The 13,243-nt window shown below is 41.9% G+C and carries 15 protein-coding genes; 11 read left to right on the top strand and 4 right to left on the bottom strand.

Annotated elements, in window-relative coordinates:
- Nucleotides 1-272: 272 nt before the first annotated feature.
- Together ACIQYG_RS11105 and ACIQYG_RS11100 are read left to right on the top strand one after the other, a co-directional pair.
- Nucleotides 273-1,139 carry a pentapeptide repeat-containing protein gene (locus tag ACIQYG_RS11105; protein ID WP_402837968.1) on the top strand — a complete coding sequence of 289 codons (867 nt, stop codon included), beginning with the start codon at nt 273-275 and terminating at the stop codon, nt 1,137-1,139.
- Between the two features lie 349 nt (nt 1,140-1,488).
- The gene (locus ACIQYG_RS11100; protein ID WP_402837966.1) at nt 1,489-2,226 is read left to right on the top strand and encodes a MerR family transcriptional regulator; all 738 of its coding nucleotides are present in this window, start codon (nt 1,489-1,491) and stop codon (nt 2,224-2,226) included.
- Between the two features lie 342 nt (nt 2,227-2,568).
- Here the strand turns inward: ACIQYG_RS11100 and ACIQYG_RS11095 are convergent, their stop codons facing one another.
- A complete protein-coding gene (locus ACIQYG_RS11095; RefSeq protein WP_402837964.1) occupies nt 2,569-3,249 on the bottom strand; it encodes a copper homeostasis protein CutC in 681 nt (226 codons plus the stop codon).
- 228 nt (nt 3,250-3,477) lie between these two features.
- On the opposite strand from ACIQYG_RS11095, the gene ACIQYG_RS11090 reads away from it, so the two are divergent.
- From ACIQYG_RS11090 to ACIQYG_RS11075, 4 genes are all read left to right on the top strand, one after another.
- Nucleotides 3,478-3,744: a transporter suffix domain-containing protein gene (locus ACIQYG_RS11090; protein ID WP_230176643.1), complete on the top strand. Its 267-nt coding sequence runs from the start codon at nt 3,478-3,480 to the stop codon at nt 3,742-3,744.
- Nucleotides 3,745-3,793: 49 nt separating this feature from the next.
- A complete protein-coding gene (locus tag ACIQYG_RS11085) occupies nt 3,794-3,916 on the top strand; it encodes a hypothetical protein (RefSeq protein ID WP_402837961.1) in 123 nt (40 codons plus the stop codon).
- A gap of 368 nt (nt 3,917-4,284) precedes the next feature.
- Entirely contained in the window at nt 4,285-4,746 is a 462-nt protein-coding gene (locus ACIQYG_RS11080; RefSeq protein ID WP_402837959.1) for a DUF2690 domain-containing protein, read from the top strand.
- 82 nt (nt 4,747-4,828) lie between these two features.
- Complete coding sequence (locus ACIQYG_RS11075; RefSeq protein WP_402838463.1) at nt 4,829-5,272, top strand: DUF2690 domain-containing protein; 444 nt, start codon at nt 4,829-4,831, stop codon at nt 5,270-5,272.
- Nucleotides 5,273-5,335: 63 nt separating this feature from the next.
- Here ACIQYG_RS11075 and ACIQYG_RS11070 read toward each other — a convergent pair whose 3' ends face one another.
- Nucleotides 5,336-5,860 (bottom strand): methylated-DNA--[protein]-cysteine S-methyltransferase, encoded by a 525-nt coding sequence (locus ACIQYG_RS11070; protein ID WP_402837957.1) that lies wholly within the window; start codon nt 5,858-5,860, stop codon nt 5,336-5,338.
- Nucleotides 5,847-6,446 carry a bifunctional transcriptional activator/DNA repair enzyme AdaA gene (locus ACIQYG_RS11065; protein ID WP_402837955.1) on the bottom strand — a complete coding sequence of 200 codons (600 nt, stop codon included), beginning with the start codon at nt 6,444-6,446 and terminating at the stop codon, nt 5,847-5,849. The genes ACIQYG_RS11070 and ACIQYG_RS11065 overlap by 14 nt, the downstream gene beginning before the upstream one ends.
- 189 nt (nt 6,447-6,635) lie before the next feature.
- Between ACIQYG_RS11065 and ACIQYG_RS11060 the strand changes: the two genes are divergently transcribed.
- Nucleotides 6,636-7,562 (top strand): DNA-3-methyladenine glycosylase family protein, encoded by a 927-nt coding sequence (locus ACIQYG_RS11060; RefSeq protein ID WP_402837953.1) that lies wholly within the window; start codon nt 6,636-6,638, stop codon nt 7,560-7,562.
- Nucleotides 7,563-7,719: 157 nt separating this feature from the next.
- Here ACIQYG_RS11060 and ACIQYG_RS11055 read toward each other — a convergent pair whose 3' ends face one another.
- Nucleotides 7,720-7,992, bottom strand: a complete 273-nt coding sequence (locus tag ACIQYG_RS11055; protein WP_402837951.1) for a hypothetical protein — start codon at nt 7,990-7,992, stop codon at nt 7,720-7,722.
- Between the two features lie 277 nt (nt 7,993-8,269).
- Here ACIQYG_RS11055 and ACIQYG_RS11050 point away from each other — a divergent pair, with 277 nt between their 5' ends.
- The 4 genes from ACIQYG_RS11050 (at nt 8,270) to ACIQYG_RS11035 (ending at nt 13,107) form a co-directional block, all read left to right on the top strand.
- Complete coding sequence (locus ACIQYG_RS11050; protein ID WP_402837949.1) at nt 8,270-9,865, top strand: ATP-binding protein; 1,596 nt, start codon at nt 8,270-8,272, stop codon at nt 9,863-9,865.
- Nucleotides 9,859-10,548, top strand: coding sequence for a response regulator (locus tag ACIQYG_RS11045; protein WP_402837947.1), 690 nt, complete (start codon nt 9,859-9,861; stop codon nt 10,546-10,548). The genes ACIQYG_RS11050 and ACIQYG_RS11045 overlap by 7 nt, the downstream gene beginning before the upstream one ends.
- A 134-nt stretch (nt 10,549-10,682) precedes the next feature.
- Nucleotides 10,683-11,564, top strand: coding sequence for a helix-turn-helix transcriptional regulator (locus ACIQYG_RS11040; protein ID WP_402837945.1), 882 nt, complete (start codon nt 10,683-10,685; stop codon nt 11,562-11,564).
- A 250-nt stretch (nt 11,565-11,814) separates the two neighbouring features.
- A complete protein-coding gene (locus ACIQYG_RS11035; protein WP_402837943.1) occupies nt 11,815-13,107 on the top strand; it encodes a CitMHS family transporter in 1,293 nt (430 codons plus the stop codon).
- The last annotated feature ends 136 nt before the right edge of the window (nt 13,108-13,243 follow it).

The following is a 13,243-nucleotide window of genomic DNA, read 5'->3' as shown; positions in this document are numbered from 1 at the left end:
CTTTTTTCCTGCCATCATAAGGATACATGCCTACACCCCCTAGAGTACCGTGATCTTGAATAAATTATAACATGATTATGGAAATCACTTGCTTCCCGCTATTGATTAATTTCAGCCGCCATTTCAAGTGGATATCATTTCTTGTTTATATGTATTTTGTTAATATATAGATTAATTGGTTTTTTTGATAAAATGAAAACAAAAAAATATACTGTATGAAACTTTTGATTTTAGAAAGGCAGAGCCAGTGTTTTATAGAAGGAAGTGTAAGAATGTTTAATCAATTAACGAATAACGATAGTATCCTTAATCAATTACGTGCAGACTGTGAGAATTGTTTCGGTTTGTGCTGTGTAGCTTTGCCTTATGCAAAATCTGCTGATTTTGCATTTGATAAAGATGGAGGTACACCATGTTCAAACCTGCAATCCGATTATCGTTGCGGCATCCATGAAAATCTCAGAGCAAAAGGGTATAAAGGCTGCACGGTATATGAATGTTTCGGTGCCGGTCAAAAGGTATCCCAACTAACCTATGATGGAAAAGATTGGAGGAACAATCCAGCGTCAGCAAAGGAAATGTTCGAAGTTTTTCCTATTATGCAACAACTCCATGAAATGCTTTGCTACTTAAATGAAGCACTGAATTTAGAAGATGCGCAACCCCTTCACCGAGAATTGCAGGCCGCATTTGATGACACGGAATATCTCACTAAGCAAAGTCCAAAGTCTATCATGGACCTGAATGTACCAGCCCATAGAGCGATCATTAATGATTTACTTCTGCGCACAAGTGAACTGGTACGTGCCAAGGTTTCAGTTAAGAAAAATAAAAATTCAAAAAAACAGAACAAAATAGGCAGGGGAAGTGAACTGATCGGTGCAAAATTGAGAGGTGCTGACCTTAGGGGAGCGAACTTAAGAGGAGCTTTGCTTATTGCATCCGACCTCAGGGAAGCCGACATGAGAGTGACGGACCTTATCGGTGCAGACTTTAGGGACGCTGATTTAAGCGGTGCCGACCTCACCGGAAGTTTCTTCATCACACAAGCACAGATTAACTCGGCTAAAGGCGACACGAAGACAAAATTACCGCTCTCATTAAGCATTCCCAATCATTGGAGAAAGAAAGATAGCTAAGATCGAAGCGAACTTTCAAGCAGAGCAAACGCTTTATGAGGAAATTGTTTAATTCACGAGTAAAAGGCGGAAACTCACGAGTAAAAGTGTAAAACTCACGAGTAAAAGGCGGAAACTCACGAGTAAAAGCGTAAAACTCACGAGTAATGGGGAATAACATCAACAGCGGCCAAGTAATTAGATTTGGCTTTAATCCGAAGCTTTTACAAAGAGTGAACTCTACTAACATGCGATTCTTCATTAGGAAGGATCGTCTTTTAAATTTGGGCGGAAAATTTTCATTTTTCCATTTGACTCTGACGTTGCGTAATACCTTAATGTAAATGATATCGAAAGGAGGTAAGAAGCAGTGGCAATGAAAGTGAAAGAGCTAGCCGATTTGGTTGGCATTAGTGTGCGGACACTGCATTATTATGATGAAATCGGGTTATTATCGCCAGAGGAAATAACCGAGGCAGGTTATCGCCTTTATTCGAATGATAATCTTGAGATGTTGCAGCAAATCCTGTTTTTCAGGGAACTTGGCATGCCATTAAAGGAAATAAAACAAATGATAAGCAGCTCTTCGTTTGATAAACAAGATGCGTTGAAGCAACATCAAAAAAAGTTACTGGAGAAACGCAGTCAGCTCGATAAATTAATTAAGACGGTCGAAAAATCGATTAAGCATATGAAAGGGGAAATTCAGATGACGAATAAAGAAAAATTTGAAGGATTTGACTTCAGTCAGAATCCATATGAAGAAGAAGCTCGCAAGCTTTGGGGGGATAATGCTGTCGATGAGTCGAAGGCTAAAGTGGCGGGCATGTCCAAAGATGCACAGAAAGTTGTATCGGAGATCTATTTAAAACTTGCGTCAATCCGAAATGCTTCGCCCAAGTCGGAGGAGGCACAAGAGGCCATTAAAGAATGGTATGATTGTTTGAACAATAACTTCGGCACATACTCGCTGGATGCTTTCAAAGGATTAGGTCAAATGTACGTGGATGATCAACGCTTCACCAAAAATATCGACCAATATGGTGAAGGATTGGCAAAATTCATGTGTGATGCGATGGGGCACTTTGCGGATTCTAACAAAAATTAAATCTCAAGATTGAGAAATTCCATGATGGAAGGTTGCTCCGGCAACCTTCTTATTTTGGAGTAGCGGCACTGTTTTTTTGGTTTGGGACTCGGTCTTTTTACAAAAAAAGAGCGCTGCATCATAAAAAGGGACCTTCAGACTGTAGACAAATCCGAACGGTGCCCCAGGCAATCGCTTTCCGCGGGCGGTCCGCCCTCGGCGCCTTTGCGCCTGCGTGGGCTCTCCTGGACGCGTTTACCCGCAGGAGTCTCGCACCTTCCGTTTCATCAACTTTGATTTGAAATTAGTTAGAACCCTTCTGTCTACAAACAGAAGGGACCAGTTAAATGGTCCCTTCCGGCATTATTTCTTTAACAGGTTTACGATTTCTTTAGCTTTTTCTAATGTAACTCCTTCAATGATACTGTTATTTTTCCGAACAGCCGTACCGAAATGATAGTGACCGGTATGCAGTTCGGAATGGATAGAAAGGATATTATCCTTATTTAAGCCGCTTCCAACCAATATTGCTATGTCGCCGCAGACTCTTTTCATTTGTTGAATCGTTTTCATGCGGCTGGGGAAATCCCCATGCCCGCCTGACGTCAATATCGTTGTGATTTCTGGATATTGTGCTAGCATTTCAGCTGAAATGACTGGGTCGTGCGTATCATCGATGGCCCGGTGGAATGTAATCTCCAAACCTTCACATACTGACAATAGTTCTTCGAGGTATGGTCGACTGATTTCATTTTTTTCATTTAATGCACCCAATACGACCCCGTTCGCTCCCAGTGATCGAATGATTTGTATATCTTTTTTCATGATTTCTAAATCCTTTTGCGTATAACAAAACGACTGGCTATGGGGCCTTACCATCACGTTGACTGGTATCTTCACTGAATTGACGGCAGCTTCTATCAGGGCGTGGCTTGGAGTTAATCCCCCCTCGGCTAAAGAACTGACAAGCTCGATTCGGTCTGCGCCCGATTCTTCGATTAAAAGTGCATCTTCTATCGTTGTGGCAATGAATTCAATGTACATTGGATTTTCCTTTCCTGCATGCAAGTGTTATATGAATATTAATCCATTAAAAATCGTAAAGTCAATTCATTAATCGTTTTCCTCAAATGGAATATCTTTATTTCTCAAATTTATGAAACGAAATGGACATTCAAACGTATAAAAAAAGAATAGATTCAATGGTATATTTGAAAGTGGAATGTTCGGCGGGGTAATTATATGAAAATCATCATGACGGAGGTTATTTAATTGGATAAAGAAAGTAAGGAAATAAAGAAATCGAGGTTTTACAAAGTAGGGATGGGGTTCCTTATCATTTCCCTTCTCACTTGGATCATTCCTGTCGTAGCTCCTTTTACGCCATTTTCTACTGCGGTTAAAGCGGGGGTCATAACAGGTGCGATCGTCTTTGCGGAAGTCATGTTTTGGGCAGGAGCACTTTTGGTCGGGAAAGAAGTGGCCGCTAAATATAAGGGTTATTTGAACCCGAAAAATTGGAGAAAAGAAAAAGGATGAAGGAGCTTTGGACCGAAGCGAAGGACAAAGTGAATAGTAGGGATTTGAAATGAATCACGAAGGCCGGAGGATGATGATCGATCGATTTGCTGGACGGGATGAGTTCGTTCCGGATGATCGTTCCTTTTATGATAGCATCATTAGAGTGATCAGAGAAAGCCTCGCTAAATGAAAATAAAGCCCTGACAAAACGATTCGAGTTTTGTCGGGGCTTTTTTTTTCTTGAAAAAAACATTAAGTACATCGTCCTGTATCTTTCCCGATCAACGGCAGCCAATTGGCTCGTTTTATTTCAGCTTGATACGCATAAGTCCTTAGTTGTTACCTTATTTGTCCTGAATGGCTCATAGGGATAATGACTTGTATCGGTGATGTTCAGTTGATAAAGCGAGAAATAACGGACTGTAATGGTAATGGCAGGCTGCGACGTAAAGGCGGGGATGCAGTTTTTCGTGAACTAGGGAATTTATCACTTGTAAGAATATTACAAAATTGTAAGATGAACAGTGTATAAATTTTGTTAAGGGGATGAGTGAAATAATGAAAAAAATGGTTTTATGCATTTCATTTTTTGTTGCTTCTTTAGTCGTTTTTGGCTCCCTTGATTCTTTTATGAGCAAAGCATCAGCCGAAACACACACCTATGATGGAAAAAGTCCTTACTATAATAATTGTGCGAATAGCGCAGTAACGAAGAAGGCCGTGAAAATTTATGCCAACGGTGCTTCTGCCAATTTGGAGTTGAAATTCAGCACAACTTGTAAAACGGCTTGGGCAAAGCTCACTCTTAGCAGACCGGCTAAAACAGATGGGGAGGCAACGGCTTTGGTTGTCCGAAATACTGATAATAAACAATTTAGCTGTGCATCTCCAGGAGGAAATGGTGAAATAAATAAAGGTCAAACGTCATGCTATACACCAATGGTATATGATTTAGATCCGCGAAAAGCAAAAGCGGTAGCTTTTTGGCCATATACGGCAGGCGAAACCGACTGGTATTAATGAAAAAGGAAAAAACTTCATCTATATTTTTTAAGAAAGGATGAATGAATTGAATAAAAAGCTAAAAATGATAGGTTTATCCATGGTGATGACACTGTCGATGTTTCTAGTCGACTTTGGATTTGGAAAAAATCAAGCTCTGGCCGAAACGCACACCTATGACGGAAAAAGTCCATACTATAATAGTTGTGCAAGTTCGGCGGTAACGAAGGATAAAAAATGGATCGATTCCAATTCGTACGTAGAATTGAAATTCAGCACTGTGTGTAAAACCGCCTGGGCAAAAGTGACCGTAACACGCCCCGCCGTATACAACCATGAAGCGGATGCCAGAATCGTCCGAAGTACGGATGGTAAGGCCTATACATGCTCCAGTTCCGGGGGCAATGGTGTGGTGAATATCGGTCAAACGTCATGCTATACACCGATGGTATATGACTATGACCCGCGCAAAGCACAGGCCCAAGGGATACATGCGATCCCTAATAGTGATGCATATAATAAAGCGGTGACCATTTGGTACTAAAAAACAAAAATGAAAAGAAAGCATCCTTATAGCCGGATGCTTTTTTTTGCGGTCAGATTGTCCTTACGCTTTCATTTGTGCTTCCAATCGAAGTAGATATTGTTTCATCTCCGTACCTCCCCGGTAGCCGGTAATGGCCCCGTTTTTTCCGATAACCCGGTGACATGGCACTGTGATCAGAATAGGATTGGCACCAATGGCCGTACCAACCGCCCGAACAGCTGCAGGTCTTTGGATGATTTGGGCAATATCGGAATAGGAACAGGTTTTTCCATAGGGAATTTGATTCAGCGCTGCCCAAATTTCTTGTTGAAAGGGCGTGCCTTTTACATCTGTGGGAAGAGTGAAAGTCTGCCTGGTTCCTTCGAAATATTCTTGTAGTTCTTTTAGATAGGGATTTAATGCTTTTTCATTTTCAACAAGGTTCGCCATTGGAAAGCGTTTTTGTATCAAGGACTTCAATTCTTCATACGTTTGACCGGGAGAGCCTACATAGCAAAGCCCTTTTTCCGTCTTGGCCACATATAATTGCCACTTATCATAATGCAATATGGCCCAGTCAATGGTTTGTTCTTTAACATTCTTCATTTTCTTCACGCTCCAAAGCTTGGGTTTTGAGATATGCATTCCTATATCCTGAAGGGGTATTCCCCATTTTCCTTTTGAATAGCGTCATGAAATAGGATGTACTAGAGAACCCGGCAGCGAAGCCTATTTCCGTTATCGGCAGCTCGGAGTTTTCCAGCAGCCTCGCCGCTTTTTCAAGGCGAAGCCGCTGAATGTATTCAGTGGGCGATATCCCTTTCATTCGCTTGAATGATCGTTGTAAATGATACGGGCTGCCGTGGGAGATATCCGCCAATTTGTTCAAAGTGAGGGGTTCGCTGTAATGGGTGTCGATCCATTCGGCTATTTGTTCAACCCATTCTTCTGTCGGCAAATTCAGTCCTTCCGGTTTACATCGTTTGCAGGGCCGGAAACCTTCTTCCAAAGCCATCATGGCATTTTTGAAAATCTTCACGTTTTCCTTATTAGGCACCCTGGATTTACAGGAGGGCCTGCAAAAGATGCCCGTCGTAATCACTCCGTATAAAAAATGATCATCATATGCTGCATCACAATCTATAATGGCTTTCCAATATTCATTAGGGAAATCTGCTTTTTTCGGATTCACTACATTCACCTCTCCATTAAGTATACAAGAAAGGGCTGATATACAAACATTTTGAGAATATAAAAGCAAGATAACGTAATTGTTCGAGTTAGGGGAGATGACTATTTGTCTGTTAAAATAAGGGGGTTGAAGGAAAAGCAAGATAGCGTATCGATTTGTCATTAGAATAAAGCTAAAGGAGGGAGCAGGATGATAAAGACATTATCAAATGATGAAGGCATGATTGAATTGAGGATTCATGCACCAAAGGAGTTTAGTTTTTCGGAAAATCTTAAATACTTATCAAGATCCTCCAATGAATGTCTGTTCGATATTGTTGATCAAAAAATTTATCGAGCACTTGATGCCGAAAACGAGACATTTTTAATAGAAATCAGTGCGATGAATGAAACGGAGCTGGCCGTTCGGTTTCCAGGACGAACAGCACCTATGGATAATCAGGTAAAGGCTGCTGTATCCCAATACGTTCGTCACTGGTTCGATCTTGAAACAAATCTGCTTCCTTTTTATGAATTGGCCCAAAGTGACCCTTTATTGCAAAAGCCGGTAAGCCAATTCTTCGGTTTGAGAAATATGGGCATCCCTGATTTATTTGAAGCGATTGCCTGGGGAATACTTGGTCAGCAGATTAACTTGACTTATGCCTATACCTTGAAACGGAGGCTTGTGGAGGGATTTGGTGAATATGTTGAATTCGAAGGAAAGCAATACTGGCTGTTTCCGACGCCTGATGCAATCGCGAAATTGACCGTCGAAGATTTTGCCGATTTGAGGATGACGGTGAAGAAGTGTGAATATTTAATAGGTGTTGCTCAACTGATTGCAGAAGGGGAACTCACTAAAGAAAAGCTATTGAATGCAAAGGATGTAAAAGAGGCTGAAAAAATGCTGACCAAAATACGGGGAATCGGTCCGTGGACAGCGAACTATGTCTTGATGCGCTGTTTGCGTTTTCCAGCAGCCTTTCCCATCGATGACGTCGGGCTGCATAATTCCATGAAACTGGTCATGCAAACGGAAGCAAAACCAACGAAAGCGGAAATCCTGAAACGATCGGAAGCATGGGCCGGTTGGGAATCCTATGCGACCTTCTATTTATGGAGATTACTATATTGAATCCTACTTCCGAGAAAAACAGCAAGATTCCTCGATATATTTCCATTTTCGGAGAAAAACCTGCAAGTACCGTCGATATATACCTATTTTCTAAGATAAGTTGCATTTCCAACCCAAAAACGTTGGGTCCATATATCATAACTTATTACATTCCATCTTATAGAGGTGAATGACCATGTATATGTACCCAACGTACATTATGAAGATCAAGCTTTTCTTGAACGGCAGTTTCCCGGTCTATCCGGCTTTCCGGGCATCCTCCCTCGTTTACCTCAATTTCCAGGTCGACCGGGACCACCGCCGAGTTCGCAAGCACCAACAGCTCCCCGCCAGCGTTTATCCCCCAAAAACAATCGGCGTCAACATTTGCCGTAGATCCAGATGTGATTTCGTTTTGCCTGCTCAGGAATACTTTTATATGGCTAAACAATGTTGCGCGTTTCTGGTATTATTCCATTTTCGTCGGCTGTTGCCGGCTTCAGGTGGAATCCAAAGAAAAACATCATTAAGAGAAATGCCTATTGTTGATTGTCCCCCAAAGCGGTCAACAATCTGACTAAGGAAAGGAGATACAAGGTGGAAAATTCGCACGCGTGGACACTGAGAAATAAACGCCAACAATGTTCAATATTTAATAGAAATGGTAAAATCATTATGCTCCTATAAAATTTAGTGAATGAAAATGAAAATAGAGGATGCTGTTGAATATGAGGAAAGTATCGCTGGAAACTAAGATTCTGGGGTTAGTTCTATCGTTGAGCCTGTTTTTGATTCTGTTATTGACGACTACTTTTTCCTATATGGAAGGAAGGCAAATAGCGAAGGATAAAGGTCAATTGGCGTTGGAACTTTCAAAGACGATAAGCTTCATGCCTACCGTTACAGAGGCCTTTGAAACGGATGATCCCGCTGGCATAATCCAGCCGATTGCCGAAAAGATCCGCAGGGAAACAGGTGCTGAGTTCATCGTTGTAGGGAATGCAGAGGGAATTCGCTATTCCCATCCGCTGGCTTCCGAAATTGGGAAGCGGATGGAAGGCGGGGACAATAGCAGGGCCATTCGGGAAGGCGAATATTATGTCTCCGAAGCGGCAGGATCACTAGGTCTTTCCATTCGGGGGAAGTCACCGGTATTCAATGAGGATGGAAAAATAATTGGAATCGTCTCCGTCGGTTTTTTGGTGGACGATGTCCGGGCCCAAATTTTCAAGGATTTGTCCAAGGAGATGGTTGTATCTTTAGTGGCCATCATGATATCGATCATCGGCAGTTATATGCTGGCAAGGAGCATACGTAAAGATACACTGGGGCTGGAACCATTTGAAATCGCCAATTTATATAAAGAAAAAAATGCAGTGCTTCAATCGGTGAAAGAGGGGATTCTGGCCATTGACCAAAATGGGTTGATTACCTCTATGAATCAGCCGGCGAAAAAATTACTGGATATTAAAGAGTCCGTTCGCCATTTGAACGTCGATGGCCTATTTCCTTCGAAATATTTGTTCGAGGTGCTGAAGTCCGGAGAACCGCAAGCGGATAAGGAGATTTCATGGGAAGACAAATCCGTTATCGTCAATTGTACGCCAATTTTCGATAGTGAAGGGGTAAGCGGTGTTGTCGCTTCGTTCCGTGATCGAACGGAAATTGAGGAAATGGTCAATACATTATCGGAAGTGAAGATGCATTCAGAGGATTTAAGGGCACAAACCCATGAATTTACCAATAAACTATATGTCCTTTCAGGTTTGATACAATTAGGGGAGTACGATGAAGCAATCGATATGATTCAAAGCGAAACTTCCGAATTGCATACCTTGAACCGTGTCGTGTTCGAACAGATAAAGGATACAAAAGTGCAAGCCCTGTTACTTGGCAAGATAGGGAAAGCATCGGAGAAGAAGATCATCTTTGAAATAGACGCACAAAGTTACCTAGAGAAACTGCCGGATCATATTAAATTGTCACAACTAACCTTGATTCTAGGCAACATTATCGATAATGCACTTGAAGCGGTTTCAAGCATGGAGGAGCCGCTCGTGAAATTTTTCGCCACTGATATAGGAAATGATATGGTATTTGAAGTGAGTGATAACGGAAAAGGAATACCTGAGGATGCCATCGCCCATATTTTCGATCGGGGTTTCACTTCGAAAAACAGCGGAAGTCCGAGTGGTTATGGACTTTCGAATGCTGATCATGTCGTAAAAGAGCTGGGCGGCATCATCGAAGTTCACAGCGAGGATGGAAACACCATATTCACCGTGTATCTTCCTAAAGAACAGAGAGGAGGGAAAGAATGCTGAAGATAAGAGCAGTCATCGCAGAAGATGATTTTCGTGTAGCGGATATCCATGAAAAATTCTTGAAAAACTTTGATGAAATAGAAGTGGTCGGAAAAGCTGTCAATGCCAAAAGAACGCTTCGGATTTTGGAACAAAAAAGCCCGGATTTGCTTTTGCTTGATGTTTATATGCCAGATCAGCTTGGTACAGACCTCCTTCCGGAAATAAGGAAAAAATTCCCGAATGTGGATATCATCATGATTACCGCGGCAACGGATAAGGAACAACTTGAAAAGGCGCTTCACTATGGTGTAGAGAATTATTTAATTAAACCAGTGGAGATGCAGCGTTTCAACCAAGTTATCGAAGAGTATCTGAAGAAAGTCCATCTGATGAAATCGAAACAAGAAATAGATCAGGATTTTGTTGATCTCATTTTGAAAAAGGGTTCTTCCGTTTCGGAATCGAACGATGGGCCATCCTTGCCGAAAGGGGTCGACGAAATCACTTTGGCGAAAGTGATCGAGGTACTCGAAGCAAGCGATATCGGATTGTCGGCTGAGCAAGTGAGCGGACAGATCGGAGCTTCCAGGACAACCGCGAGACGCTATCTGGAATACTTGATATCCGTAAAGAAATGTAAAGCGGAAGTCGTATACGGGGTAGTGGGGAGACCTGAGCGAAGATATTATAAAATTCAATAGAATTAAGTGTGAAACACCTTCAAGATTGGAGGTGTTTTTTTATGCATGCATGGTTTGAAAGATTATAAAAAAAGCAATATATGTCAAAAAAACGATGTTTTAATCTGTTATCTTATTCTTAAGGAGGTTCGGAAATGAGATACAGTCCCATCATCCAAAAAACGATTGAATATATAGAGAATAGCTTACAAGATGAATTGTCCTTGGAGAACATCGCTCGTTTCGCAGGTTTTTCGAAGTTTCATTATCATCGTATTTTTCACAAGGAGGTTGGCGTGACCGTATCAGAATATATTCGATATCGAAGGATCGCCAATGCAGCGAACATGCTGCTTTATACGGATGAAAAAATAATCGACATTGCTTTATATTACCGCTTTGAAACACAGGAATCCTTTACTCGTTCATTCAAGAAATATTATGACCTGCCGCCAGGGCAATATCGGAAACTCGTAAGTAAATTAACCTTGCAAAAGGAGGAAATGACGATGAAAAACGAACAATTATTAAAAGGCTGGAATTTAAGCGGGAGTCATCCATTCAATTATAAAATGGGAATTGACCGGGAGACTTTCCATAAAGGCCAGGCATCAGGATTCCTGAAATCCGTCACTGCGGAATCCAAGGAGGAATTTGCAACGATGATGCAGCAATTCAAGGCGGAAAATTACCTTGGTAAAAGAATGAAACTGTCGGGTTTTTTAAAATCAAAAGATGTTGATGGATTTTGTGGTTTATGGATGAGGGTGGATAATGCCCTTCATGATGTTTTGCAATTCGACAATATGGGGAATCGGCCCATCGTCAACGATACGGAATGGAACCATTATTATATTGTCCTGGATGTTCCCGAAAACAGTGCCATCATTTCATTCGGGGTCCTTCTTTCAGGGCGTGGCCAAGTATGGATCGATGAACTGGAATTCGAGGAAGTCAGTAACGATACACCAACGACCAATATAGATTACGGCTGTGACCTTTTGGATGGACCGGCAAATCTATCTTTTGAAGAATAAATGCGCAGCAGCATGCCTTTGCCAGCATTGAAAATATAGTCAAAGTTTTCTTAATAATCATAACCATTTCCTTAAGGAACCCGCCATTCAACCCGGGGAGTGGCGTTCGGTTCTGCCTCGAAGAATCGCTTCCGTAAACACAATGAACACAATTAACAAAATAGTTTTAAAACACAATAAATTGAGAACGCTTACAAATGAAGCGGTTTCATATACACTTTATCTTATTAGAAGATAAGGAGTGATAGATATGCTCGCTTTATTAGGATACTTGATGATACTAGTGTTTATGATTTTAATTATGACAGGGCGACTTTCAGCCATGATAGCTTTGATTGCAGTACCAAGTGCTTTTGCACTTATTGGCGGGTTTGGAGGTAAAATGGGTGAGATGGCGCTGGAAGGGATCAAAGACGTTGCGCCAACGGGAATCATGATTTTATTTGCAATCCTTTTCTTTGGAATTTTGATTGATGCTGGGGTTTTTGACCCGATCATCAATACGATACTTAAGGTTGTAAAAGGAGATCCAGTGAAAATTGCCATCGGCACGGCAGTCCTGGCTTTGCTGATTTCCTTGGATGGAGATGGTACAACCACATATATGATTACGATTTCAGCCATGCTTCCGCTATATAAACGGATTGGAATGAGACCGCTTGTATTGGCCGGTATTGCCGTTTCGTCATCTGGAGTCATGAACCTTCTTCCTTGGGGAGGTCCTACAGCACGGGTGATGACCGCTTTAAAACTTGAAATGTCCGATGTTTTCACACCCGTCATTCCAGCGATGATCGGCGGAGTCCTATTCGTCCTTTTCATGGCATATTGCCTGGGCAAAAAAGAAAGAAAAAGAATCGGGATCATAGAAGTCGATTATCGTGTTATGGCACAGCAGGCGGCTGCAACGGAAGATGCTTATCTTAAGCGCCCTAAATTGATCATATTCAATTATGCATTGACTCTTACACTGCTCGTTGCGCTGATTATGGAACTTATGCCTTCAGCAGTTCTGTTCATGGTAGGTTTCGCGATTGCGATTACGGTTAATTATCCGAAACTCAGTGATCAAAAAGAGCGTGTGGCAAACTATGCGGACAATGCTTTATCAGTAATTTCGATGATTTTTGCAGCGGGTGTCTTCACTGGCATCCTTGCCGGTACGGAAATGGTCGATGCCATGGCAAACTCTTTGATTCAGCATATTCCAGATCAAATGGGCGCACATTTTGCTGTCATCACAGCCGTCATCTCAGCACCTTTTACGTTCTTCATGTCTAATGATGCATTTTATTATGGTGTTCTCCCATTACTTGCTAAAGCGGGAGCTGCTTATGGAATCGATCCTGCCATGATCGGCAGAGCTTCACTATTAGGGCTTCCTGTCCATCTATTAAGCCCGCTTGTTCCATCTACCTATCTATTGGTTGGAATGGTAGGGGAAGATTTCGGTGCATTGCAGCGCACTTTCCTGAAATGGGCATGCGGATCGACGCTTGTCATGATAGTGGTATGTGTCCTATTAGGAATCATCCCACTATAAAGCTCTTAAGAGTCCCGTTCGTCATGATGCGAACGGGACTCTTTTCGTGCGCCCGGCATGGGTGCAATCTATAGGGTGAAAGTCCCGAACCATGAAGGCAGTAGTAGTGGTTAGCTTAATGCAAGGGTGTCTACGG

Source organism: Peribacillus sp. NPDC096622, from assembly GCF_044762665.1.
Lineage (GTDB): Bacteria > Bacillota > Bacilli > Bacillales > DSM-1321 > Peribacillus > Peribacillus frigoritolerans_B.
This window is presented reverse-complemented; position numbering and strand designations above follow the sequence as displayed.